Source organism: Mesorhizobium sp. M2A.F.Ca.ET.043.05.1.1 (assembly GCF_003952445.1).
GTDB lineage: Bacteria > Pseudomonadota > Alphaproteobacteria > Rhizobiales > Rhizobiaceae > Mesorhizobium.
In genome coordinates this window covers 559,301-584,012 of record NZ_CP034446.1, presented here as the reverse complement: position 1 = coordinate 584,012, position 24,712 = coordinate 559,301, and the positions used below count along the sequence as shown (strand labels likewise).

Here is a 24,712-nt window from a genome sequence, read left to right as displayed (position 1 = left end):
TGTGTTGCGGTGCGTTGCTGTCAGCCGATATCGATCATCACCTTACCGCCCTCGACCTTGACCGGATAGGTTCTGAGGTTGACGCAGACCGGCGCGCCCTTGGCCTCGCCGGTCTTGTAGTTGAAACGGCCATTGTGCTTGGGGCATTCGATGATGTCGTCCATTACCAGCCCGTCCGCGAGATGCGCCTTCTCATGCGTGCAGAAACCGTCGGTGGCGAAGAAGGCGTCCTCCGGCGAGCGGTAGATCGCGAAGCTGCGGCCGCCATGGTCGAAGCGGATCACGTCCTCCTCGTCCACGTCATTGACCGCGCATGCTTCGACCCAGTCCGCCATCGTCTATCTCCGAATTGCCGTAGCGCCTATTCGGCGGCCGCGGCCGTTATGTCGAGATCGTGGAACTCGCCGCGATAAGGCTTGGCCGTCGGCGGCAATTCCCGCTTGAGGTAAAAGTCCTCGTATTTCAGTTGTCGGAGCAGCACCGGCCAGACCTCGCGATAGGCGTGCCACATCGACGGGTTCGCCGCCGGCAGATCGTGCTTGATCAGCTCATGCAGCTTCGGCAGCGCATGGTAGGGCACCATCGGGAACATATGGTGCTCCACATGGTAGTTCATGTTCCAGTAGATGAACCGGCTGACCGGGTTCATGTAGACGGTGCGCGTGTTGAGCCGATGGTCGGTGACGTTGTCGGCGAGCCCGATATGCTGCAGCAGCCCCGTCAGCACCATGTGCCAGGTGCCATAGAGGCGCGGCAGGCCGATCAGCACCAGCGGTATCCATGATTTAAGCGCGATGGCGACAGCGATCGTCGCGGCGTAAACCACCATGTGCCAGCGCGCTGCGATCACCGCTTTGTGCTGCTCCATCTCCGGAATGTAGCTCTTCTCGTCCTCCGACAATAAGCCGAAGGCCTGCCGCACCAGCGTCGGCAGCGAATAGCGGAAGTCGAGGATACCGGTGAAGGCCAAAGCCGCCTTGACGAGGTCCGGCGGACGCATCACCGCGATCTCGGCGTCACGGCCGACGATGATCGTATCGGTGTGATGGCGGGCATGGCTCCATCGCCACTGCACCGGATTGCGCATCAGCATGAAGGAGGCGATGTGATAGACGACGTCGTTCATCCAGCGGGTGCGGAAGGCGGTGCCGTGGCCACATTCGTGCCAGCGCGAGTCGCTCGACGAGCCATAAAGCACGCCATAGACGAACAGGAACGGCACCACCCACCACGTGCCCCAGAACCAGACGATGCCGGCGGCCGAGCCCAGGATCGCGACGATCCAGATGATGGTATCGCGGATCGCCGGCCCGTCCGAGCGCTGCATCAATTCCTTCATGGTCTTGCGCGCCACATCGGTGTGATACCACTCGGCCGAGGCGAGCCCGGTCTCGATCGCCCGGCGCGTACTCTCGCCGACAAGGCTGTAGTCGCGCTTGGTGCCGGAGGCCGTCGTCATCATCCCTCCCCGCAATCACAGCCCGTTCGCGCGGAATTTGCCGTCGAGGAATGTCTTGGCGCGCGGCACGTCGTCCTCGGTCAGATGCTCGATGATCACCGGGATGTTCGGATGCTTCTCGCTGAGCCGCTTGAGATAGAGGTCGTAGTTCAGCGCGCCCAGCCCCGGCGCCGGTAGCTCGATCTCGCCGACGCCGCGGAAGGTCAGTCCCTCATGCGCGTCCGCGTCGCCGATATCGGCATGCTTTTCCGTCTTGTCGCTGCCCGAACGCTTCACGTCCTTGGCATGCGCGATTTTGATCTTGTCGGTCAGCGTGTCGAACACCTGGTTGAGCACCTGGTCCATGCGGTCGATATTGTGCGCCTCGAAATAGTTTGTCGGATCCATCAGCAGGCCAAGGCCTGGATGATCGACTTGCGCGAACATTTTCACCGTCTCCTCGACCGAGCCGACGACGTTGTTGACATAGGTCTCGAGCAGGAACACCGCGCCGTGGTCGTAAGCCGTCCGGGCGAGATCCGAGATCACCTTGCGGCATTCCTCGAAGCCTTCCTCGGTCTTGTTCTTGGGGTGATGCACCCAGTCGGACTCGGTGTTGTAGGTGCCGGTCTCCGAGATCACATAGGGGGAACCGAAGTCGCGCGCGTTGCGGATGATCTCCTTGAGATAGGCAAGCCGCCTGTCCCGCTCTTCCTTGTCCGGATGGATGATGTTGGTGTAGCCGGACACGCAGCAGACCGGCAGATTGTGGTCGCGAAACGTGTCGCGCACCGTCCTCGCCTTGTCCTTCGTGATCTGCCCGGCCGACAGGTCGATGTCCTTGAAATGCAGGTCGAGCTGCACGGTGTTGAAGCCGAGCGCGCGGATGCGCCTTGCCGTTTCCTCCAGCTCGTAGGGGAAATAGCCTGTGAAGATACCTGCCTGCATCATGAGGTGAAGTCCTCCGGGTAAGCGATTCAGTTGCCGCGTCTTTCGGCTGGCTCAGTCGACGCGGATTTCGGACAGCTTGACGGTACGGCCCAGGGCCATTGACCGGTAGCCGGCCTCGACCAGCGCCATGGTTCTGACGTTGTCGGCAACGGACAGCGCCGGCGGCGTGCCGGTCTTCAAGGCATATTGCAGTTGCTCCATGACGCCGATGAAGGCGTGCGGGAACCACATCGTCTCCCAGCGTGGGCTGATCCATTTGCCGCCCGTCGTCTCGGTCGAGGCATAGGCCAGCGTTGAGGCGACACCCTTCGGCCAGCCGATAGTGCCCTTGGCAACGCCCTTGGTGCCGTCGACGCGCCAGTTGATGTGCTGGTCGTCGTCGTAGCCTTCCTGGCGTGGACCGGACCAGACATCCTCCAGCGATACCGCGAGCACGCCGGAAGGAAAGCGCAACGTCGACACGGTGATGCCGTCGGTATGCTCGAACTGTGTGCGCGGGTCCTCGCGCGTCAGCGTGGTGATCTCGTCCGGATCGCCGAACAGGAAGCGCAGCACGTCCAGATGATGCACGCTCATATTGGCGAGCGTCAGCCGGTCGTAACCGGTTAGGAAGGTCTGCCAATGCGGGATCGCGTGCATGTCGATCTCGGCAAAGACGATCTCGCCAAGCGCTCCGCTGTCGATGATCTGCTTCAGAACGCGCATCGACTGGTCGTAGCGCATGTTCTGGTTGACCGAGAGGACCTTGCCGGAGGCAGCCGCCTCGTCGCGCAGCCTCACCGCTTCCTCGACCGAAAGCGCCAGCGGCTTCTGCGCCAAGACCGCCTTGATGTGCTTTTGCTTCAGCGCATGGCGGATCAGCGCCGGCTGCTGGTCGGGAGGAAAGGCGAGGTCGACGATCTCGACACGATCATCCTCGATCAATTGCTCCGGCGTGTCGTGGACGGTCGGGATATGCCAGCGATCCGCGACCTTCGCGGCATTCGCCTTGGTGCGGGAGGCGATCGCCACCACCGGAAAGCCGGCCTGCGCATAGGCGGCAAGATGGCATTCGGCCATGATCATGCCGGCGCCGATGCAGCCGATCCGGTAGTCGTTGACCCGGACCTTTACGTCCGGCTCGAAACCCGTGCTCGCCATCCATTCCTCCCGTCGAGGACTGGATATAACGCGATGGTCCAGGCCTCAGCCAAGGCCAGCGCCATCATTTCCCATCAGCGACAGCGATCGGCATGCACGCGCTCGTTGGGCTGGAATGACAAAGGCCGCGCCAGCCGGCGCGGCCTCGAAGATCGCCTGGCGGTCGCTACTGGACGGTTGCGACTTCAGCGGCGGCATTGTCGACGAAGCTCTTGTCGACCCATTTGCCGTAGTCGATGGAACCTTTCAGGAGCCCGGCGCCGGCCATGAATTTCTCCTCGCCTTTCAAGGCGGCGATCGCATCGTCGGTGAGCCTCGGGTCCTGGTGGAACAGGCCGTCGGCATACGTCTTGCGCACCGATTTCTCAGACGACTTGGTCGCCTCGACGAAGGTCTTGATGGTCTCCTCGGGATGAGCATCGGCCCAGCGCGAAATCTCGATATCAACCTTCAGCAGCCGCTTGACCAGATCGGGATACTTCGCCGCGAAGGCGCCGTTGACCGAGATGACGTTCGGCACGTTCCATTCAGGATGCGTGCCGGTGTCGAACAGCACCCTCGCCTCGCCGGTGTCGACCAGCTTGGCGGCGGTCGAGTCGGTCTCGACGATGGCGTCGATGTCGCCGCGCAGCAGTGCCGGTCCGGACGCCTCGAAGGGCAGGTTCAGACCTTCGACGTCGGCGGTCGTCAGGCCGACGCTGTTCAGCGCCTTGCTGAAATTCGAATGCCTGACAGTGCCGGTGAGATAGGCGACCTTCTTGCCTTTGAGATCCTGCAGCGTCTTCAGCGGCGAATCGTTCTTGACGATGACATAGGAGCCACCCGATTTCAGATAGCTCGACAGTCCGATCAGCTTGACGTCGGCGCCCGAGGCCGCGACGCGAAGCGCAGGATTGTTGCCGGTATAGGTGAACTCGATCGCGCCTGTCGCCAGTGCCGTCGTCGCTTCGGAACCGCCGTTGAAGGTCACCAGCTCGACCTTGATGCCGTCCTTGGCGAATTCCTTGTCCCACCATCCGTCCTTCTGGGCGAGGATGAACTTCAAGTGCCCAGGCGCGGTGCTGCCGATGCGGATCACCTCGGGCTTGTCCTGAGCGAAGGCAGGCGCGCCGCCAAGACCGATGGCGACGGCAACGACGCCTTTAAGGAGCAGCCGGCGAAATGCGTTGAATGCGGTGGTCATGGTGAATCCTTCCCGATTGAATGGCTTAAACGAGCGAGTTTTCGGACTGGCCTTTCCAGGCGGTCGCCCAGCGCTCGAACCAGACGAGCAGATAGTTGACGGTCAGCCCGATGACCGTGAGCGTCAGGATGCCGGCATACATGTCGGCCGTTTCCATCATCAGCTGCGAATTCTGGATCAAGAAGCCGAGGCCGGACTTGGCGGCCAGCATCTCGGCCCCGATCACCGCGAACAGCGATGATTTCACCGCCAGCCGCGCGCCGGCGACGATCGAGGGAATGGCCGCCGGCAGAATGACTTTCCGGAACAGGTCGAAATCGGATGTGCCCATCGAGCGCGCCGCCTTGATCAGCAGCGGATCGACCGATTTGACGCCGCTGATCGTGTTGACCAGCAGGAAGAACACCGAGGAGTAGAAGGTGATCGCCACCTTCGATTCCTCGCCGATGCCGAGCAGTAGGATGAACACCGGCAGCAGCGCGAACTGCGAGGTGTTGCGCAAGGTCTGCACCAGGAGGTCGGACACCTTTTCGAACAGCGAATAGCGCCCCATCAGGAGACCGAGCGGAATCGCCACCACCACGCCAAGCGCAAAGCCGATCGCCGCGCGCTGCAGGCTGATGCCGATATGGTCGATCAGCACGCCCGAGGCGAGCAGGTCCCACCAGGCGACCAGCACCTCGCTCAGCGGCGGAAAGAAGATGCGGTTCAGCCAGCCGAGCCGCGGCGCGATCTCCCAGGCAAGGATGAACAGGCCAAGCAGCGGCAGGCCGTAGAGGAAAGTGCCGAGCCCGGCCGCGCCCCTGCGGCGCCCGATGCCGCGGGCCTCGCTGCGAGCCGTGACGGCCGGAGCCTTGGCCGATGCCTTGCCGGCTCCGGCAAGGGCGCGAAAGCCCGCAACGGGACCAAGCTTTTCGGTCAGATAGGCCATGGCTCGAACTCCTCAGTGGCTATAGGCCGGCGACAGCGTCCAGTCCTTCTGCGCCTTGTTGACCTCGTCGCGCAGGACCTCCCAGACACGCGCCCGGTAGTCGTTGAAGGTGGTGCTGGCACGGATGTCGCCACCGCGCGGGCGCGGCAAATCGATATCGATGATCTCCTTCACCGTGCCCGGGCGCGCCGTCATCACGACCACGCGGTCGGCGAGGAAGATCGCTTCGTCGATCGAATGGGTGACGAAGATCACTGTCGTCCTGATCTCGCCCCAGATCCTGAGCAGTTCGCCCTGCAGGAGCTCGCGCGTCTGCTGGTCGAGCGCGGCGAACGGCTCGTCCATCAACAGCACCTCCGGATCGCTCGCCAGGGCGCGCGCGATCGCCACGCGTTGCTGCATGCCGCCGGAAAGCTGGTTGGGGAAACGGTCCTCGAAGCCGGCCAGCCCGAACAGCGACAGCAGGCGGCGCGCGGTGGCGGTTCGCTCCGCCTTGCCGACGCCGCGCACCTCCAAGGCATATTCGATGTTGGCCAGCGCGGTACGCCAGGGAAACAAGGCATATTGCTGGAACACATAGCCGGTTTTGGGGTCCGGTTTGGTGATGCGCCTGCCGTCGAGCTGAACGCCGCCGCTCGTCGCCTGCGTCAAACCGCCAATAATATCGAGCAGCACCGATTTGCCCGAGCCGCTTGGCCCGACAAGCGTGATGAACTCGCCCCTGCGGATGGAAAGATCGACACCGTCGAGCACGGTCACGCGGTCGGTCGCCTCACCATCGACGGTGACGAACTGGCCCGGCTTGAGCTGGAAGGTTTTCCTGATATCGCTGACGACGATGCGGTCCATGGTTGTCGCCTCTATTGCGCCACGCGGATACGATGCGTCGGGTCGAATTCCGAGCCGCCGGCCTTGCCGCGCTTCCACCCGAGCGCGCGGGCGTATGAACCGAACAGACGGCGCTCCTCGACCTCCGCTTCGGTGATGCCGGTCGGCCCTTCGGCGGCCTCGGCCACATAGAGCGCGTCGGTCGGGCAGTAGATCTCGCAGAGGAAGCAGGTCTGGCAGTCGTCCTGGCGGGCAATCACCGGCACGCCATCCGTGGCGTCGAAGACATTGGTAGGGCACACCTTGACGCAGATGTCGCATTCGACGCAGCGGGTGGCCGAGACGATCTCGATCATGACGCCAGCTCCGCGAGCCGCTCGGGCGCGCCCGCAATGCGGAAATCATCGACGCCAGTAATGACCAGCCGATGCGCGAGTGCCGTGTTCTTGCCTGGCAAATCGGTGCGGCGGTGCATGCCGCGGCTTTCGGCGCGGCGCAGTGCCGCTGCAACCGACCAGCGCCCTGTGGCGGCGATCGACGCCGCCTCCCGGCTGCGGAGACGGTCCATCCCCTCGCCCTGCAGATGGGCACGCACATCGCGCCAGACACTTTCCAGCCGCTCGGCGCTCTTTTCGAGACGCTCGCCGGTGCGGAAGAAATTCCCGTCCAGTGGCGTGACCTCGCCGCGCACCGCTTCGATGACCTCGGCCGCCGCGATGTCGGCGCGCGCCACTGCCGACGGACGCAGTCCGGCCTGGCCCAGGGGCCGCGCCTCCCGGCGGAAGGCCTTGCCGGTCCAGCGCTTGGCATGGACGGACGCGCCCTTGCCGGCCCACCAGCCGCTGGCCAGCGCCCAGGAGGAATTGACGGCGCCACCGCCAGAAACCGCGCCGGTCATGATCTCCCGGCTGGCGGCGTCGCCCGCGACATAGAGCCCAGGCACGCCGGTGGCGCAATCGTCGGAGACGATGTCGATGCCTCCGGTGCCGCGCACCGTGCCTTCGGCGCGCAACGTGATACGGAACAGTTCGGCGAAGGGATTGATGCCGGCCCGGTCATAGGGCACGAAGCAGTTCGGCTGTCCCTGCCGCAGCCAGCCCTGCAGCGCCGGCTCGGCCTGGTCGAGCCGCGCATAGACCGGTCCTTCGATCAGCGCGCGCGCCACCTCGTTCTCGCGCTCGCCGATGCCGTTGCGCAATGGCTCGCCGGTTGGCCCGACGATCGGCGACCCGTCCTCGCGATAAAACGACGCCCAGCGAAATGGCAGGCCCTTGTTCAGCGAGGAACCATGGGGAGCCAGCGTGTACTTGCCCGTGAATTCCATGCCGGACAGGCTGGCGCCGGCTTCCGCCGCCATCAGGTAGCCGTCGCCGGTCAGGCCGGTGCCGCCGAGTATCCGCTCGCGAAAGGCACAGCCGCCGGTTGCCAGCACCACGGCGTTGGCATCGACGCGCCAGTCGTGGCCCGCTTGCCGGGCAAGACCAGCCGCGCCGACGATGGCATCGCCATCCGAGAGCAACTCGAGCGCCGGGTGATGGTCCAGCACGGTGACGCCGGCCATCAGCACACGCCGGCGCATGAAGCGCATGTAGTCGGGACCGCGCAAATTGGCGATGTAGAGCCGCCCGTCATCCTCGCTTGGGAACGGATATCCCCATTCCGAAAGCTTCAGGAGGTTTTGATAGGCCGTATCGACGCAGCGCAGCATCCAGCGCTGGTCGGCCAGTTCGCCGGTGCGCTGCCAGCGTCGCTCCACCACCGCATGCCGATTCTCGCCCGGCGGCACGCACCACGTTCCAGTGTTCGATGGCGCGGTGGCGCCGCTGGTGCCGAGATAGCCTTTGTCGGCGAGCACCACCTTGGCGCCGCTTTCAGCCGCCGCGACCGCCGCCCACGCTGCCGAAGGCCCGCCGCCAAGCACCAGCACGTCGGCCTGCAGATGCAGGCTGTCGGAAGCGGATCGTTGTGGCTGGGGCATGGCTACGCGGCAATGAGGCAATGAGGCAATGAATGCGGGATCTGCTTCAGGCGGCGCGAGCAGCGCCGGAGAACCACGCCGGCTCATTGCCGGCGCTCCACTTGATGTTGCAACCGATCGACGGCACCTGGCTCGCGGCGGGCCTGCCGCCCTCAAGCACCGTGTCCACCGCCGCGCGCAGATCGGCGCCCGTCACCGGCTTGCCATTGCCCGGCCGCGCGTCATCGAACTGGCCGTGATAGGCAAGCCTGCGGTCGGACCCGAACAGGAAGAAATCAGGCGTGCAGGCCGCGCCGTAGGCCTTCGCCGTCTGCTGCGATGCGTCCTTGAGGTAGGGGAAGGAATAGCCGAATTTTTCGACCTCCTCGCCGATGCGGGCCAGCGTCTCCTCGGGATGCGCCTCATGGTCGTTGGCGTTGATCGCCACAACCTGCAGGCCCTTGGCGGCATAGTCCCTGGCGAAAGCCGCGAACGCCTCGCGGATCAGCACGACGAAGGGACAGCGATTGGAAATGAAGGCGACAAGCAGCGCCGGCTTGGCATCGAAATCGCCGAGGCGGTGCAGGACGCCCTGTGCGTCGGGCAGGATGAAATCGGCGGCCCGTGTGCCGAGCTCGATGGGGTTGGATTCGGTTTTCGGCATGGAAGCTCTCCCGGTCTCGCTCAGGGACAAACGACGGCGCCAAGCGGCCGCAGTTAGTCTATGAATTTAGTAGAATTATAGGCGGTTATGCCGCTTCGGGGTCAACCGTGAGTGGTAGAATTTCCTGCCAATATTCGGGTAACGGCGGCAAACCTGTTCGGTCGCAGCGCCTGCCGGAGAAAAACACCCGATGGCACTGTCCTTGCGGCGCGGAGCGCCAGGCGCGGCGCCATCAACGCGGGCCGCTGGCAATATGCCGTGCCGGCTTCAAGCCGCGATCAGCACTGTGCTGTCCGGCGACCAGCTAAGCACGACCGGCTGACCTTCGGCCAACCTTTCGGCCCCGGTGTTCTGGACGATCACCTTCAGCGTCTGGCCATCGCGGTCGACGAAATAGGTGCTGTTGTTGCCGGCGAAGATGCGCTTCGAGACCTGTCCAGTGAGCATGTTGGCACCGGCTGGATCGGGCTTTGCCGCACCGGTCGAAATCCGGATGCGTTCCGGCCGGACCGCGCAACTTGCCTTGGCGCCGGCCGGCACCGAGGCACCTGTCGAAGCCGCGATCGTCGTGCCGTCGGGCAGCTTGATCCCGAAGCCGGTCGCATCGCCGCGAAAGATGTTGGCGTCGCCGAGGAAGGTCGCGGCGAACTCGCTTTGCGGCCTGTCGTAGATCTCTTCCGGCGGCCCCTCCTGCACCAGCCGGCCGTCGCGCAGGATGCCGATGCGGTCGCTCATCGTCAGCGCCTCTTCCTGGTCGTGGGTGACGAAGATGGTGGTGATGCCGATCTCGCGCTGGATGCGCTTCAGCTCGATCTGCATGTCGACGCGCAGCGCCTTGTCGAGCGCGCCGAGCGGCTCGTCGAGCAACAGCACGCGCGGCTTGGTGACGATGGCGCGCGCCAGCGCCACGCGCTGCCGCTGGCCGCCGGAGAGCTGGTGCGGCTTGCGCCCGCCGAGCTTGCCGAGCTGCACGAGATCCAGCGCGCGCTGCACTTCCGTGGCGATCGTCGCCTTCGGCTCGCCACGCACCGAGAGACCGAAGGCGACATTGTCGGCAACGCTCATATTCGGGAACAGCGCATAGTTCTGGAAAACCATGCCGATGCGGCGCTTCTCGACCGGCACGCGCTCGACGCTTTCGCCGCCGATGGCGATGCGGCCAGCATCTGGAAAATCGAAGCCGGCGATCTGGCGCAGCAGCGTGGTCTTGCCGCTGCCGGACGGCCCGAGCAGCGCATAGAAGCCGCCATCGGCGAAATCGATCGAGACATCGTCCAGCGCCTTGTGCGCGCCGAAACTGCGGGAGACGTTCGCGACCTGGACGCCAGCCATTATTTCTCTCCGCCGAATTTGAAGAAACGCGCCGTGAGCAGCATCAGCGCCATCGACACGACGATGATGATCGTCGAGACCGCGTTGATCTCAGGGGTAAAACCCTTGCGGATCGCGGCGTAGATTTCGACCGGCAGCGTCGTCTGGCCAGGCGTCGACAGGAAATACGAAACCACGAACTGGTCGAACGACACGGCGAAGGCGAACAGCCCGCCGGCGATCACGCCAGGCATGATCCAGGGCAAGGTCACGCGCATGGTCACCTGCCACTGATTGGCGCCGAGCGAGCGCGCCGCCTCCTCCAGCTCTGGCGCGAAGGTCTGCAGCCGCGCCGAGACGACGACGATGACATAAGGCAGCGCCAACGCGACATGGCCGAGCAGGATCGCGACAAGCCCGCGGCCGATGCCGACGCCGAAGAAGAAGATCAGCATCGCCGTGCCGGTGATCAGCCATGGAATGGCGATCGGCGGAAAGAGCAGCGCCTGCAGGAGTTTCTTGCCGCGGAACTCGTAACGGTAGAGCGCCAGCGAGGCCATCGAGCCCAGCACCGTCGAGATCAAAGTGGTGATGATCGCGATCTCGATGCTGTTCCAGGTCGCCGCGATCAGCTGATCGTTCTGCCAGAGCGAGGCGTACCAGTCCGTCGTCCACTCGAACGGTAATTGGTAAAAGGGCGAGGCGTTGAAGGACATCGCCGCCATGATGATGATCGGCAGATAGAGGAAGCCGAGCAAAAGCACGATGTAGAAGCGCCCGACCCATTCGAGGATGCGCGTCGTCGCCATCACGCAGCCCTCCGCAGCACAGGCGCGGCCAGCGCCAGGATGATCAGCACGACGGCGAGCAGGATGAAGGAGAGCGCCGCGCCCAGCGGCCAGTTGAAGACGGCGACGAACTGATCCTCGATGACCGTGCCGTAGAAAGTGCCGGTGCGGCCGCCGAGGATGCGCGGCTCCATGAAGGAGCCGACCACCGGCACGAAAATCAGCGCGGCACCGGCGATAAGCCCCGGCATCGACAGCGGGATGATCACCCGCCACAGCACCTGCCGCCGCGATGCGCCGAGCGAGCGGCCGGCCTCGACCAGCGAGTCGTCGATCGCCTGCAGCGTGAGATAGCAGGTCAGCACCATGTAGGGCACATAGGAGTGCACCAGGCCGATGATGACGGCGGGATAGGAATACATGAGATCGATGTTGATCTTGAACGGCAGCACGGCGTTGAGCGCCGTGTCGAGGATGCCGCCTTCGCGCAGCACCATCGCCCAGGAGAAGATGCGCACAAGGCCGTTCGACCAGAAGGGCAGGATGACGAGCAGGAAGATCGCCTCGCGGCTGCGCCCCTTCAGCACCTTGGCCAGCACATAGGCCGCCGGATAACCGACAACGACGCACCACAGCGTCACTTCGAGGCCGAGCCGCAGCGAGGCCAACAGAAGCGTCGAATAGAGGCTCTGCGAGAAGAAGGCGGCGTAATTGCCGAGCGTGAACGACCATTCCTTTCCGGCCAGCGGCAGGTCGGTCATGAAGGAGAAGAAGACCATGGCCGACAGCGGCAGGAAGATCGCCACTGTCAGCCACAGATAGGCGGGAAGGAGAAGCGGCAGGGCCGGCTTCAGTCCGCGGCGCGAACCGATCGCAAGCTGGTCAGCCATCCCGCCTCTCCTCCCCGAAAGACTCGATTACTTCACGTTGACCTTCAGCTCCTGCCACAGCGCCAGATACTTCTCGCGCTGCTCGTCGGTGACCGGCGCCTGGAACTGGATGCGCTTGGCGACATCCGGGCTGCCCATGACCTTGCGGTTGAAGGCATCCTCCGGCAGCGCGTCGACCGCCTTGGTGTTGGCCGAAACCGGCGCGCCGACCTTGGTGACCCATTCGACGTAGAACTTCGGATCGATCATGTAGTTGATGAAGGCCTCGGCGCCGGCAACGTTTTTCGAGCCGACGGGAATCGAGAAGGCGTCGAGCCAGGCGACGGCACCCTCTTGCGGGATGACGAGGGAGACCGGCAGCTTGAAATGCGTCTTGGCGCGATCGGCCGAGCCGCTCCAATAGGTGCCGATGTCGATCTGGTTGGAAGCGACCATCTGGTTCCAGTCGTTCTCCGAGCTCCAGAAGGTCTTGATTTGCGGCATCAGCGAGGTGAGCTTCGCCTTGACCGCATCCATATCCTTGATGTCGTTGATGTTCTGACCCGACGCGATCGCGCCGAACTGCACCGCCTCGACCGCGTCGTCGCGGATGATGACGCGGCCCTTATGCGCCGGGTCCCACATCTCGGCGATCGACGTCGGCGGCTTGTCGAAGGACTTGTCGTTGATGGCCAGCGCGGTCAGGCCCCACACCCACGGCACGCCATAGACCTTGCCGTCATGGTTGAGCATCGGCGAGCCGGCCTTGTCCTTGGCGATATCGGCATAGTTGGAGAGCTTCGAGACGTCGATCGGCTGGATCAGCTTGCCGGCCATCGCCTGGTCGTTGAAGGCGGCGTTGATCATGACGACGTCGTAGAGGCCGGGATTGGTGCGGATCTTGGTCAGCATCTCCTGTTCGGAGTTGAAGAAGTCGTTGACCACCTTGAAGCCGGTCGCCTTCTCGAAATTGGCGACCGCCCACGGCTCGTCGGCGCCGTAACCTTTCCAGTTGAGCACATGCACTTCCTCAGCGGCCTGTGCTGCCAGCGTGAATGCGGAGACGAAGACGGCGGTGGCCGTCAGAAAAGCGGTCAGTCTGGGCATGCGCATGTTCTTTTCCTCTCATTGTTCGCCCGATTGACGGGCTTGTTAAGTTGCAGTCGCTTCCGCCCGGCCAGGCGCGGTCATCGCTTCGCCGCGCTCGGTCAGGAACTCCTGGATCTCCATGTCGATCGGCGCCGAGGACCCGCCATGGCGGGTGACCGAAAGCGCGGCGGCCGCATTGGCGTAGCGAGCCGCCTCGCAAGGCGACATGCCGCGCGAAAGGCCACTGACGAAGGCGCCGATATGCGTGTCGCCGGCCCCGTTGGTGTCGACGGCTTCGACGTCAAATCCGGGAACCGCGCGGGTGCCGCCATCGGCCATGCGCACCAGGCAGCCATGCGCGCCGGCGCGGATGACGACGCCTTCGGCGCTGGGGCAATGCTCGGCCAGCAATCGTATGGCGACGGTCTGGGCGTCGCCGGCGCCGGCAATCTCTGCGGCCTCATTGGTGTTGCAGCTCAGCCAGGTTGCGCGCGCCAGCACCCTGTCCAGGATCCGGCGCGGAATATCGGCGATCACCGGCGTCGGATCGAAGAGGAAAGGAATGCCGTCCGGCAGCGCCTCGATCCAGTCGGCCAGCGCATCCCGGCTGCCGGGATAGCTCAGCGTATAGCCCGAGGTGAAAACCCAATCGCCCGAAAGGATTTGGACCGGCTTCATCATGTCCGGCGTCAGCCGGCTCTCGGCGCCCGGCCAGGAAACGAAGGTGCGCTCCGCGTCCCCGCTAATCATGGCCACGCAATTGCCGCTGTCCATCGACGGCGACGGCGGCGTCAGCGTCTCGATGCCTTCGGCGGCGAAGGCGGCGCGCAGGAAGTCTCCGTCCGGCCCGGTGCCGAGCTGGCCGCCGAACACCACCTTCATGCCGGTGCGGCTTGCCGCGACCATCATGTTGAAACCGCCGCCGGCGACGCGGGCGTAAGCTGACGCGGTCTTTTCCGTGCCGACGGCCGGCAACGCATCGATGCGGTAGACGTAATCCACCACCGCGCTGCCGACATGGACGAGCCGACCGCTCACGCCGCGTCCTCCTCGCCCGCGCCGGTCTTGGCCGTCCGGGCCGCGACCAGATCCGCAGCCAGCGCGCGGACCTCCGCGATCTCGATGCCTTTCAGCTCGGCGATGCGGTCCCGCGGCAGCTTCGACAGACCGGCGCAGGCGCCGGCCATGCCGGCGGCAATCGCCCCGATCGTGTCGGTGTCGCCGCCGAGATTGGCGGCAATGACGGCAGCCCGCCAGGCATCGCCTTGCGCGACCTCCAGCACCGCGAAGGCAGCCGGCACCGATTCCTGGCTGGCGACGCCGGTGCCGATCAAATCGACGATCAGCTTGATCGCTTCCTTCTCCGCCTTGCCGCGGACAAGCTCCTGCGCCCAGACAATGCGCGCGGCGATATCGCCGCCGGTGACCCAGTGGCCAAGCGTGGCGCCAAGCCTTGCCGCCGCGACGGCATGGCCGCAAGCGGCGCGCCAGTCACCGCCCGAGACGCCGAGACTGACAGCGGCGGCAACGGCGCTTGCGGAAGCTATTGCGATGGAGGTGTTGTGCGTGGCGCGGCAGGTTTCCGCCACCTTGGCGACCAGCGCGCCAAGCGGCTCCGGCGGCATCATGATGCCGACCGGCGCGATACGCATCGCCGCGCCATTGGTATCGCCGCCGCGCCCGGCCTCTTCGGCCGGCACGCCGCTGTTGATAGCGTCGATGGCGCGCTTGGTCGATGGTCCGAGCAGGTCGTAGCTGCCGCGCGCCTTGACGTCGCGCTCCCAGTTGAGCAGCGCGTTGACCCAGCGCGCATGGTCGAAGCGGTCGCCGGATTCGACCAGGATGCGGCCAAGCAGCAGTGCCTGCTCGGTGTCGTCGGTGATCGCGCCGGCCGGCAGCCCTTTCGACACCGGGTGATCGGCGGCGGGCGCGACGAAATCCTCGACATGGCCGTAAAGCTCGGCGATGCGGACCGGCGACAGAAGCTGCGTCGGCATGCCCAGCGCATCGCCCAGCGCCCCGCCGACCAGCGCGCCCATTGCCCTGTCGCCAATTGTTCGATCGCTCGCCTCCCCTGCCATGCTCAGAACTCCAGATGCAGCGCGAAATGCGCCGGGTTGAGCAGGCTGGTGACGAATTCGATGGCGCGTCCGTCGGCGGCGCGCGTCAGACGGCGTGTACGCAGGAACGGCGTGCCCGGCGCGCAGGCCAGGATCGCGGCGTCGGCAGCGCTCAGCATCTCGATATCGACCCATTCCTCGCCATGGTCGGGCACGAGCCCCGCCCCGCGCAGCGTTTGGTGGAGCGTGCCTTCGCGCAGGCCGCGCAAGGGAATGTCTTCCAGTTCGGGCGACAGCGGCAGCCGGCTGCGCTCGATCGAGATGGCATGGCCGTCATCGGCATTGGTGCGGGCGCGGTCGACGGCGATGAAAGATGGGCTCTCGACCCCGAGCCTGGTCGCCAGCTCGGCGTCCTCGATGATCTCGAGCCGCAAGGTACGGGTCTCGGCATTGGCGCCGGCATTGGCAAGCGCGCGCGACCAGCCGATCGCGTCGTCGACCGGCATGCCGTCGAAGGTGACGAAGGAGCCGATGCCGACCTTGGTAGTGATGAGTCCCCGGCTCGACAGTTCTTCCAGTCCCTTGCGGACCGTGTTGCGGCTGACGGAGAAGCGCTGGACGAGCTCGTTCTCGCTCTGCAGGCGGTCGCCGAAGCCGAGCACACCGGAGCGTATCTCATGCTCCAGAACCGTCGCGATCTGCTCGGGCTTGCCCGTGCCGGGTGAGAGTTGCATCGCGCGACGGGCCATATCGATACCTGTTCAATGAACCTGTATAATCCTGTTCATTAGTGGATATGAAATGAAGCGTCAACGGCTAGTTCCTTCTCCCCGTCACTATACGGGGAGAAGGTGGCGGCAGCCGGATAAGGGGCAGCCCTGCCTCAGACAATTGGCGCGTCGACAGCAATCACAGATCAAACGAAGAAAAACTCCTCCACCCGCTGCTTGGCTTGCCGCAGCACCGGCAGGATGTCGCGCTCCATCGCCTCGACCGAGAAACGCGCCGACTGCGTCGAGACGTTGATGGCCGCGACGGTGCGGCCGGCGCGATCGACGATCGGCACCGCGATGGAGCGCAGGCCGAGCTCCAGTTCCTCGTCGACGATGGCGAAACCGTCAGCCCTCGCTTTGTCGATGGCCTTGCCGAGCGCGGCGCGGCCGGTGATCGTCTTCGGCGTTCGCCGCTCGATCCTCGCTTGCGTCAGGAAGGCCTTCAAATCGTCCGCAGGCAGCCCGGAAAGCAGGACGCGCCCCATCGAGGTGCAGTAGGCCGGCAGCCTGGTGCCGACATCGAGCGCAACGCTCAAGATTCGCCGTCCAGGGATGCGCGCGACATAAACGACGTCCTCGCCCGACAGCACCGCCGCGTTGCAGGCTTCGTCGAATTTCCCCGCCACCTCGCGCATGATGGGTGCGGCGAAGGTCCAGAGCGAAGCGCCGCCGAGCCATGTCCGCGCGACGGTCAAGAGACGCGGCGACAGCGAAAACAGCCGGCCGGACTGCGTGGCGTAGCCTGTGGCGACCAATGTCAGCAGAAAGCGGCGGGCGCCCGCGCGCGTAAGATCCGCCTCCTCGGCCATCTCGGTCAGCGTCATGCCAGCCGGATGGCGCGCGAGGATTTCCATCACCGCCAGGCCGCGTTCCAGCGAACCGACATGATCGCGTGAGATGGATTCCTCTTCCACGAACCTCTCCAGGCCAGCGTTGACTCAATCCATAGGTTAGGGCTAGAAGTATCTCATATAAAACATATGTTCGCAATGCGAACTTTTGCATCGAAGGAGCCTTGCGATGGTCAAGTTCCTGGCGCTGAAAGAGGCAGTCGCGGAGAACCTGCATGACGGCGATACCGTCGCCTTCGAGGGCTTCACCCATCTCATCCCCACCGCCGCCGCGCATGAGGCGATCCGCCAGGGCTTTCGCGACCTCACTCTTATCCGCATGACGCCCGACCTGATCTACGACCAGATGATCGGCATGGGCATGGCCAGAAAGATCATCTTCTCCTATGTCGGCAATCCGGGCGTCGGCCTGTTGCGGCGCGCCCGCGATGCCATCGAGAACGGCTTTCCGCGCGCTATCGAAGTCGAGGAGCACAGCCATGCCGGCATGGCCAACGCCTATGAGGCGGGCGCCGCCGGCCTGCCCTGCGCGGTGTTCCGCGGCTATCGCGGCGCCGGTCTCGCTTCGGTCAATCCGAACATCAAATCGGTCACCTGCCCCTTCACCGGCGAGGTGCTGGCCGCCGTCCCGGCGATCCGGCCGGACGTCACCTTCATCCACGCGCAGAAGGCGGACCGGAAAGGCAATGTTCTGGTCGAGGGCATCATCGGCATCCAGAAGGAAGCGGTGCTGGCGGCCAAGCGCGCGGTCGTGACGGTCGAGGAAGTGGTCGACAATTTCGACGACCTCCACCCCAACCTCACCGTATTGCCAAGCTGGACGATCGCGGCAATTTCCGTCGTTCCGGGCGGCTCGCATCCCTCCTACACGCATGGCTATTACGAGCGCGACAACGCAGCCTATCTCGAATGGGACGAGATCGCCGCCGACCGCGACCGCTTCCAGGCGTGGATGCAGAAGAACGTCATCGAGAGCAGCGCCGACGACTTTGCCGGCCGCGTCGAGCATCTGAGGAAAGCGGCATGAGCGACGCTGACAATCTGGGCTTCACCCCAAACGAGATGATGACGATCGCCGCCAGCCGCGCGTTGAAAAGCGACGATGTCTGCTTCGTTGGCATTGGCGCGCCGTCGGCCGCCTGCAACGTCGCGCGGCTGACGCACGCGCCCGACATCACGCTGATCTATGAGAGCGGCACCATCGGCACCGCGCCCGACGTTCTGCCGCTGTCGATCGGCGACGGCGAATTGTGCGAGACGGCGGTCACCACCGTCGCGGTGCCGGAGATGTTCCGCTACTGGCTGCAGGGCGGCCGCATCTCGATCGGCTTCCTGGGCGCCGCCCAGCTCGACAAGTTCGGCAACATCAACACCACCGTCATCGGCGACTATGCGCATCCCAAGACCCGCCTGCCCGGCGGCGGCGGCGCGCCGGAGATCGCCACCTCATCGCGACAGGTCTACATCACCATGGCGCAGTCGAAGCGCGGCATGGTCGAGAAGATCGACTTCTTCACCTCCTTCGGCCATGGCGAAGGCGGCGACCACCGCAAGCGGCTCGGCATCGACACCGCCGGCCCGACGCTTTTGATCACCGATCTGGCGATCTGGAAGCCGGACCCGGTGACCAAGGAATTCACCGTCGTCTCGCTGCATCCCGGCGTGACGCGCGCACAGGTGCAGGAGACTTGTGGCTGGGTCGTAAAATTCGCGGAGGCCCTTGACGAGACGCCGGCGCCGACGGAACTCGAGTTGAAGACATTGCGCGACCTGCAGGCCCGCACCAAGGCGGCGCATCAAGGAACCGCCAAAGGGAAAGCTGCATAGATGGCTGAAGCCTTCATCTGCGATTACATCCGCACGCCCATCGGCCGCTTCGGCGGCTCGCTGTCCTCCGTGCGCGCCGACGATCTCGGCGCCATCCCGTTGCGGGCGCTCGTTGAGCGCAACAATGGTCTCGACTGGACCGCCATCGACGACGTCGTCTATGGCTGCGCCAACCAGGCCGGCGAGGACAACCGCAATGTCGCGCGCATGGCGCTGCTGCTTGCCGGCCTCCCGCAGGACATTCCCGGTTCGACGGTCAATCGCCTGTGCGGTTCGGGCATGGATGCCGTCACCATCGCCGCGCGCGCCGTCAAATCAGGCGAGGCGGAGCTGATGGTCGCCGGCGGCGTCGAATCGATGAGCCGCGCGCCCTTCGTCATGCCGAAGGCCGACACGGCCTTCTCGCGCAATGCCGAGATCTACGACACCACCATAGGCTGGCGCTTCGTCAACCCGCTGATGAAGAAGCAGTATGGCGTCGATTCCATGCCGGAGACCGGTGAGAACGTCGCCGAGGATTTTTCCGTCAGCAGGGCAGACCAGGACGCCTTCGCCGTCCGCAGCCAGAACAAGGCGGTGGCCGCTCAAGAGAATGGCCGGCTGGCGAAGGAGATCACGCCAGTGATCATCCCGCAGAGGAAGGGCGAGCCGGTCGTTGTCGTCAATGATGAACATCCCCGCGCCGGCACGACCATAGAGACGCTGGCCAAGCTGCCGACGCCGTTCCGCCAGGGCGGCACGGTGACCGCCGGCAATGCTTCCGGCGTCAATGACGGCGCGGCCGCCCTGATCATCGCCTCGGAAGCGGCAGCAAGGAAGCATGGGCTGACCCCGATCGCCCGCATCCTTGGCGGCGCCGTCGCAGGCGTTTCGCCGCGCATCATGGGCATCGGACCGGCGCCGGCCACGAAGAAGCTCTGCGCCCGCTTCGGCCTGACGCCCGAACAGTTCGACGTCATCGAATTGAACGAAGCCTTCGCCTCCCAGGGCATTGCCGTGCTCCGCCAACTCGGAATTTCCGAGACGGCGGAGCATGTGAACCCCAATGGCGGCGCCATCGCGCTCGGTCATCCGCTCGGCATGTCCGGCGCCCGCATCACCGGCACGGCGGCGCTGGAACTGCACGAACGTGGCGGCAAGCTGGCCTTGGCCACCATGTGTATCGGCGTCGGCCAGGGTATCGCGATCGCGCTGGAGCGGGTTTGACCGCTCAGGCAGATCAATAAGGCAGACCGACGTAGTTTTCGGCCAGCGCCGTGGAAGCGGCCTTGGAGTGCACGAGGTAATCGAGCTCGGTTTCCTGGATGCGCTGGCCGAACTCCCCCGTCTCGGGGAAGCGATGCAGCATCGTCGTCATCCACCAGGAAAAGCGCACCGCTTTCCACACCCGCGCCAGCGCCTTGGCCGAATAGGCGTCGAGCCCGGCCTCTGACCTGTCGCGGTAGAACTCACGAAGCCCGGCAAAGAGATAGCGCACGTCGCTGGCAGCGAGGTTCAGGCCCTTGGCGCCGGTCGGCGGCACGATATGGGCGGCATCACCGACCAGGAACAGCTTTCCGAAGCGCATCGGCTCGGCCACGAAGGAACGCAGCGGCGCGATCGACTTTTCGAAGGACGGCCCGGTGGTGACCGCGGCCGCAATCTGCGCCGGCAGGCGGCTGCGCAGCTCATCCCAGAAGCGGTCGTCCGACCAGTCCTCGACATGTTCGTCAACTGGAACCTGCACATAATAGCGGCTGCGCTGCGGCGAGCGCATCGAGCAGAGCGCGAAGCCCCGCTCGTGATTGGCATAGACCAGTTCATGGTCGGCCGGCGGCACTTCCGCCAGCACGCCCAACCAGCCGAACGGGTATTGCCGCTCGAACGTCCTCAGCGCGCCGTCCGGCACTGACCTGCGGCTGACGCCGTGATAGCCGTCGCAGCCGGCAATGAAGTCGCAATCGATGCGATGCATCGCGCCATCCTTGTCGTAGGTGACGAAGGGCGACGCGCCGTCGAAATCATGCAACACGACATTCGACGTTTCGAAGACGGTCTGTAGTCCCGCCGCCTCGCGCTTCTGCATCAGATCGAGCGTCACCTCGGTCTGGCCATAGACGGTGACGTGCTTGCCGCCGGTGAGCGCGCTCATGTCGATGCGATGCGCGCGGCCGTCGAAGGCGAGCGAGATGCCTTCATGCGGCAGGCCCTGGGCATGCAGCCTGTCCGCGGCGCCCGCTTCGCCGAGCAGGTCGACCGTGCCCTGTTCGAGCACGCCGGCGCGCACGCGGCCAAGCACATGCTCGCGGCTCGATCGCTCGAGGATGATCGTCTCGATGCCGATGCCGGTGAGCAACTGTCCAAGCAGCAGGCCGGACGGCCCCGAGCCAACGATGACCACCTGCGTGCGCATCAGTGACCAAGGCTCTCGATCTGCGCGGCCAGCTCGGCGGCAAGCCTGAGCGCGGCCGCCGTCGCCACGACCATCTGCGGCAGGATCAGCCACTCCAGCGTCCAGGACGCACCCGAGCGCTCCTGCTCATGCACCAGCGCCTGATGCATGCCGGAGAGTTGGACGGCATTGAAGCGGGCGAGCGCCACCAGCGCTTCGGCCTTCACCGGATTCTGCTTGTGCGGCATGGCCGACGAACCGCCGCCACCGGACAGTTTTATATCGGCGCCCGTCAGCGCCATCAGCGCGACATCCTGCCCGAACTTGCCGAGGCTGCCGGTCACCAGCGACAGCCAACTGGCGAACTCAGCGAGCGCGTCGCGCTGGCTATGCCGTTGCGGCGCATCGGCAAGGCCGAGCTTCGCGGCAAGCGCTGAGCGCACGGCCGTGGCCTTGTCGCCGAGCTTTTCCAGCGTGCCGGCGGCGCCGCCGAACTGCACCACCAACAACCGGCTGGAGAGTTCCCCAAAGCGTTCCTGGTGACGGTCGAGCGGCGCCCTCCAGGAAGCAGTCCGATTGGTCACTGTGATCGGAATCGCCGGCTGCATGCGCGTCATCGCCATGAACTGACGATCTCCGAACTCAAGCTCGAGGCCGGTGATGCGCACAATGTTCTCGCCAAGCAGTAGGCCGATATGGTCGATGGCCTGCCGCAGGCGCAGCACAAGCGAAGTGTCGATAACATCCTGGCTGGTGGCGCCGAAATGCACATAGGCATCGTGCGGCGCGCCGACGGCGGCTTTGATCTGCCGAACCAGTTCCGGCACCACGACGCCATCCCTGGCGACACCGGCGCGCAGCCTCGCCGTGTCCGGCCGGAACGACGCCAGCGCCTTCACGATCGCGGCCGCGGCATCGCGTGGGATGACGCCGTGTTCAGCCTCGGCTTCAGCCAGTACCCGCTCGAAGGTGAGCATCGCATCGATGTCCGCTTCCAGGGAGAAATGCCGCGCCGCCTCCTCGTCGCCGAGCAGGCCGGAGAGCAGCGGATGATCGAAGGGCGAAACGGTCATGGCGGCCACGGTCAGCTGTCGAAGAAGACCGTCTCCTTCTCGCCTTGCAGGTGGACATCGAACACGTAGGTATCGCCCTGGCGCTCGGCGATCAGCGTCGGCACGCGAACGCGATGCTCGATGCGGGCAAGGATCGGGTCCTCGGCATTGGCCTTTTCCTCGTCCGAGAAATAGAGCCGGGTGTGCAGGCCGATATTGATGCCGCGCGCCACGATCCACAGCGTGATATGCGGCGCCATCAGCCGGCCGTCGCGAAACGGCACACGGCCCGGTTTGATTGTCCGGAACAGGCAGATGCCTGTCTCCATGTCGGTCGGCTGCCGGCCCCAGCCCAAAAAGTTCGGGTCGGCCGCGCCGCGCATCTCCGCTGGCGAGTTGTAAAGCCCCTCGGCGTCCGCCTGCCAGATCTCGATCAGCGCGTCCTTGAGCGGCGTGCCGGTGCCGTCGAGCACGCGGATGCGCAGCGCGATGCGCTCGCCCTTGGTCTCGCCGTTGACCATTGTCGAGCCGAGGTCGCTCGCATAGATCCCGCCGATGCCGCAGAAATTCGGCGTCAGCCCGATATGCACATAAGGGCCGGCGGTCTGCGAAGGGCTCTCCTTCAGCCGGTCGAGCGACTGCGCCATCAATTGCCCTCCGGCCTGTTCTCGAACAGCGTCGAGCGGCGCCCGCGCAGCACGATGTCGAACCTGTAGGCGAGCGCGTCCATCGGAATGGTCGACTGCATGTCGAGCCCAGCGATCAGCGCCTCGACAGCTTCCTTGTTGGAAATGCTGCCGACGATCGGGCAACGCCAGATCAGCGGATCGCCCTCGAAATACATTTGCGTGATCAGCCGCTGCGCGAAGCCGTGGCCGAACACGGAAAAATGGATATGCGCCGGCCGCCAGTCATTCGGACCGTTTGGCCACGGATAGGGACCGGGCCTGACCGTGCGAAAGGCATAGCCGCCGTCTTCGCCGGTGATCGTGCGGCCGCAGCCGCCGAAATTCGGATCGAGCGGCGCGAGATAGCCGTCCTTCTTGTGACGGTAACGGCCGCCGGCATTGGCCTGCCAGAATTCGAGCAGCACGCCGGGCACGCCCTTGCCGCGCTCGTCGAGCACGCGTCCATGGACGATGATGCGCTCGCCGATGGCGCTCTCGCCGGGCCTGGCGTAATTGTGGATCAGGTCGTTATCGAGCTCGCCAAGCATCGCGTGCCCGAACACCGGGCCGGTCAGTTCCGAAAGCGTGTTGTCGAAGGACAAAAGCGCTTTCTGCGGCGAGCGCAGCACCGAGCTCTTGTAGTTCAGCGTGAAGGCCGCCGGATGCCACTGGCGGTCGCGCTGGAAGAAGGCGCCGGTTTCCGGCGCGCGGTTTGGGCCGGGCTCAGCCATGGGCGGTCTTGGCTCCGTCCATCTGCGCGAACACCTCCTTGGCGATCTTGAAGGCGCGGTTTGCGGCCGGCACGCCGGCATAGATCGCGACATGCAGGAAGGCCTCGCAGATGTCGTCTCGCGTGGCGCCTGTATTGGCGGTGGCGCGCACATGCATGGCGACTTCCTCGTCATGGCCGAGTGCCGCAAGCAGCGCCAGCGTCACGATCGAGCGCTCGCGCTTCGACCAGCCCGGTCGCGCCCACACGGTTCCCCAGGCGGCTTCGGTGATCAGCTGCTGGAACGGCCGGTCGAAATCCGTGGCGGTATCCTCGGCACGGTCGACGTGGGGATCGCCGAGCACGGCGCGGCGGACCTCGAGACCGGTCCGGTAGCGGTTCTTCGTGACATCATCCATGAGCAGACTTTCCCTCGGGCAACGAGGCGACGAAATCGCGGATCAGACTGACGAGCGCATCGGGCTGCTCGATGCACGGGATGTGCCCGGCATCGCGGATCAGCTCGAAGCGTGCGGCGGGGATCAGTCCGGCCAGCGAGCGGACAAGATCAGGCGGCGTCGAGCCGTCCTGGTCGCCGACGATGCAAAGCGTCGGCACCGCGATACGCCGCGCCGCGTCGGTGAGATCGGCGTCGCGCACCGCCTTGCATGTGCCGATATAGCCGGGCAGCGCCTGCCTGGTCAGCATGTTGCGGCAGCCGGCCAGATCGGCCGCGCGCGAGGCATGAAAATCCGGCGTGAACCACACTTTCATGATGCCGTCGGCGATCACCTCGATGCCGTGGCGCTCGACGGTCGCGATGCGCGTGTTCCAGCTCTCTGCGGTGCCTATTTTGTGCGCTGTGTCGCTGAGGATCAGCGCCTCCACACATTTGGGATGGCGAGTATAGAGGCGCTGCGCGATCAGGCCGCCGACCGACAGGCCGTAGAGCACCACCTTTCCGAAGCCGAAATGATCGATAAGGCCCAGCAGGTCGTCGACATGATCGTCGATCGAGCGCACGCCGCCGCCGATATCCGACAGCCCATGGCCGCGCTTGTCGTAGACGAGCAGCGGCATTTCGCCCGTCAGTTTCGCGACGACGTCGTCCCAGATGCGGAAGTCGGTGCCGAGCGAATTGATGAAGATGATCGGACGCGACGTGCCGGCCGCCTCGATATGGCGATGATGCAGCGTGACGCCGCCTATGCTGACGAATGGCACGATTTCGATCCTCCGAACCCACATTGCA

Annotated in this window: 27 protein-coding genes; 3 read left to right on the top strand and 24 right to left on the bottom strand. The window is 65.0% G+C overall.

The genetic code is table 11. The features are described 5' to 3' along the window. Positions 1-20: 20 nt before the first annotated feature. The 18 genes from EJ069_RS02800 to EJ069_RS02715 all read right to left on the bottom strand — a co-directional run bounded on the left by EJ069_RS02800 (position 21) and on the right by EJ069_RS02715 (position 16,896). Positions 21-335, bottom strand: a complete 315-nt coding sequence (locus EJ069_RS02800; protein WP_126059980.1) for a MocE family 2Fe-2S type ferredoxin — start codon at positions 333-335, stop codon at positions 21-23. Between the two features lie 26 nt (positions 336-361). Next, positions 362-1,459 carry a fatty acid desaturase family protein gene (locus EJ069_RS02795; protein ID WP_126059979.1) on the bottom strand — a complete coding sequence of 366 codons (1,098 nt, stop codon included), beginning with the start codon at positions 1,457-1,459 and terminating at the stop codon, positions 362-364. A gap of 15 nt (positions 1,460-1,474) precedes the next feature. After that, positions 1,475-2,389: a sugar phosphate isomerase/epimerase gene (locus EJ069_RS02790; RefSeq protein ID WP_126059978.1), complete on the bottom strand. Its 915-nt coding sequence runs from the start codon at positions 2,387-2,389 to the stop codon at positions 1,475-1,477. Between the two features lie 51 nt (positions 2,390-2,440). Beyond that, positions 2,441-3,529 carry a Gfo/Idh/MocA family oxidoreductase gene (locus EJ069_RS02785; protein WP_126059977.1) on the bottom strand — a complete coding sequence of 363 codons (1,089 nt, stop codon included), beginning with the start codon at positions 3,527-3,529 and terminating at the stop codon, positions 2,441-2,443. Positions 3,530-3,695: 166 nt separating this feature from the next. Beyond that, positions 3,696-4,712 (bottom strand): aliphatic sulfonate ABC transporter substrate-binding protein, encoded by a 1,017-nt coding sequence (locus EJ069_RS02780; RefSeq protein ID WP_126059976.1) that lies wholly within the window; start codon positions 4,710-4,712, stop codon positions 3,696-3,698. A gap of 25 nt (positions 4,713-4,737) precedes the next feature. Beyond that, the gene (locus EJ069_RS02775; RefSeq protein WP_126059975.1) at positions 4,738-5,643 is read right to left on the bottom strand and encodes an ABC transporter permease; all 906 of its coding nucleotides are present in this window, start codon (positions 5,641-5,643) and stop codon (positions 4,738-4,740) included. Between the two features lie 12 nt (positions 5,644-5,655). Then, positions 5,656-6,492 carry an ABC transporter ATP-binding protein gene (locus EJ069_RS02770; RefSeq protein WP_126059974.1) on the bottom strand — a complete coding sequence of 279 codons (837 nt, stop codon included), beginning with the start codon at positions 6,490-6,492 and terminating at the stop codon, positions 5,656-5,658. Positions 6,493-6,503: 11 nt separating this feature from the next. After that, positions 6,504-6,827 (bottom strand): ferredoxin family protein, encoded by a 324-nt coding sequence (locus EJ069_RS02765; protein ID WP_126059973.1) that lies wholly within the window; start codon positions 6,825-6,827, stop codon positions 6,504-6,506. Next, on the bottom strand, positions 6,824-8,449 hold the full coding sequence (locus tag EJ069_RS02760) for an FAD-binding protein (RefSeq protein ID WP_126059972.1): 1,626 nt from the start codon (positions 8,447-8,449) through the stop codon (positions 6,824-6,826). The genes EJ069_RS02765 and EJ069_RS02760 overlap by 4 nt, the downstream gene beginning before the upstream one ends. Positions 8,450-8,495: 46 nt before the next feature. Beyond that, the gene (locus EJ069_RS02755; RefSeq protein ID WP_126059971.1) at positions 8,496-9,092 is read right to left on the bottom strand and encodes a thioredoxin family protein; all 597 of its coding nucleotides are present in this window, start codon (positions 9,090-9,092) and stop codon (positions 8,496-8,498) included. 267 nt (positions 9,093-9,359) lie between these two features. After that, on the bottom strand, positions 9,360-10,424 hold the full coding sequence (locus EJ069_RS02750) for an ABC transporter ATP-binding protein (RefSeq protein WP_126059970.1): 1,065 nt from the start codon (positions 10,422-10,424) through the stop codon (positions 9,360-9,362). Next, complete coding sequence (locus EJ069_RS02745; protein WP_126059969.1) at positions 10,424-11,212, bottom strand: ABC transporter permease; 789 nt, start codon at positions 11,210-11,212, stop codon at positions 10,424-10,426. The genes EJ069_RS02750 and EJ069_RS02745 overlap by 1 nt, the downstream gene beginning before the upstream one ends. Beyond that, positions 11,212-12,081 carry an ABC transporter permease gene (locus tag EJ069_RS02740; protein WP_126059968.1) on the bottom strand — a complete coding sequence of 290 codons (870 nt, stop codon included), beginning with the start codon at positions 12,079-12,081 and terminating at the stop codon, positions 11,212-11,214. The genes EJ069_RS02745 and EJ069_RS02740 overlap by 1 nt, the downstream gene beginning before the upstream one ends. Before the next feature lie 27 nt (positions 12,082-12,108). Next, positions 12,109-13,173, bottom strand: coding sequence for an ABC transporter substrate-binding protein (locus EJ069_RS02735; protein WP_126059967.1), 1,065 nt, complete (start codon positions 13,171-13,173; stop codon positions 12,109-12,111). Positions 13,174-13,212: 39 nt separating this feature from the next. Then, on the bottom strand, positions 13,213-14,187 hold the full coding sequence (locus EJ069_RS02730) for a PfkB family carbohydrate kinase (RefSeq protein WP_126059966.1): 975 nt from the start codon (positions 14,185-14,187) through the stop codon (positions 13,213-13,215). Then, entirely contained in the window at positions 14,184-15,230 is a 1,047-nt protein-coding gene (locus EJ069_RS02725; RefSeq protein ID WP_126059965.1) for an ADP-ribosylglycohydrolase family protein, read from the bottom strand. Before EJ069_RS02725 ends, EJ069_RS02730 begins: the two co-directional genes overlap by 4 nt. Before the next feature lie 2 nt (positions 15,231-15,232). Further along, positions 15,233-15,958, bottom strand: a complete 726-nt coding sequence (locus EJ069_RS02720) for a GntR family transcriptional regulator (protein ID WP_126059964.1) — start codon at positions 15,956-15,958, stop codon at positions 15,233-15,235. 167 nt (positions 15,959-16,125) lie between these two features. Continuing rightward, entirely contained in the window at positions 16,126-16,896 is a 771-nt protein-coding gene (locus EJ069_RS02715) for an IclR family transcriptional regulator C-terminal domain-containing protein (RefSeq protein WP_126059963.1), read from the bottom strand. A gap of 106 nt (positions 16,897-17,002) precedes the next feature. On the opposite strand from EJ069_RS02715, the gene EJ069_RS02710 reads away from it, so the two are divergent. From EJ069_RS02710 to pcaF, 3 genes are read left to right on the top strand one after another with little or no spacing between them, the layout of a single operon-like run. Further along, on the top strand, positions 17,003-17,860 hold the full coding sequence (locus EJ069_RS02710; RefSeq protein WP_126059962.1) for a CoA transferase subunit A: 858 nt from the start codon (positions 17,003-17,005) through the stop codon (positions 17,858-17,860). Continuing rightward, positions 17,857-18,660, top strand: a complete 804-nt coding sequence (locus tag EJ069_RS02705; protein ID WP_042647559.1) for a CoA-transferase subunit beta — start codon at positions 17,857-17,859, stop codon at positions 18,658-18,660. Before EJ069_RS02710 ends, EJ069_RS02705 begins: the two co-directional genes overlap by 4 nt. Further along, positions 18,661-19,866, top strand: a complete 1,206-nt coding sequence (pcaF, locus tag EJ069_RS02700; RefSeq protein ID WP_126059961.1) for a 3-oxoadipyl-CoA thiolase — start codon at positions 18,661-18,663, stop codon at positions 19,864-19,866. It begins immediately after the preceding gene. Positions 19,867-19,879: 13 nt separating this feature from the next. Here the strand turns inward: pcaF and pobA are convergent, their stop codons facing one another. From pobA to pcaD, 6 genes are read right to left on the bottom strand one after another with little or no spacing between them, the layout of a single operon-like run. Then, entirely contained in the window at positions 19,880-21,052 is a 1,173-nt protein-coding gene (gene pobA, locus EJ069_RS02695; protein ID WP_126059960.1) for a 4-hydroxybenzoate 3-monooxygenase, read from the bottom strand. Continuing rightward, entirely contained in the window at positions 21,052-22,104 is a 1,053-nt protein-coding gene (locus EJ069_RS02690) for a 3-carboxy-cis,cis-muconate cycloisomerase (protein WP_126059959.1), read from the bottom strand. Before EJ069_RS02690 ends, pobA begins: the two co-directional genes overlap by 1 nt. An 11-nt stretch (positions 22,105-22,115) precedes the next feature. Continuing rightward, entirely contained in the window at positions 22,116-22,730 is a 615-nt protein-coding gene (pcaG, locus tag EJ069_RS02685) for a protocatechuate 3,4-dioxygenase subunit alpha (protein ID WP_126059958.1), read from the bottom strand. Next, positions 22,730-23,482, bottom strand: coding sequence for a protocatechuate 3,4-dioxygenase subunit beta (pcaH, locus tag EJ069_RS02680; protein ID WP_126059957.1), 753 nt, complete (start codon positions 23,480-23,482; stop codon positions 22,730-22,732). The genes pcaG and pcaH overlap by 1 nt, the downstream gene beginning before the upstream one ends. Further along, positions 23,475-23,879: a 4-carboxymuconolactone decarboxylase gene (pcaC, locus tag EJ069_RS02675; protein WP_112126988.1), complete on the bottom strand. Its 405-nt coding sequence runs from the start codon at positions 23,877-23,879 to the stop codon at positions 23,475-23,477. Before pcaC ends, pcaH begins: the two co-directional genes overlap by 8 nt. Beyond that, on the bottom strand, positions 23,872-24,684 hold the full coding sequence (gene pcaD, locus EJ069_RS02670; protein WP_126059956.1) for a 3-oxoadipate enol-lactonase: 813 nt from the start codon (positions 24,682-24,684) through the stop codon (positions 23,872-23,874). The genes pcaC and pcaD overlap by 8 nt, the downstream gene beginning before the upstream one ends. Between the last annotated feature and the right edge of the window lie 28 nt (positions 24,685-24,712).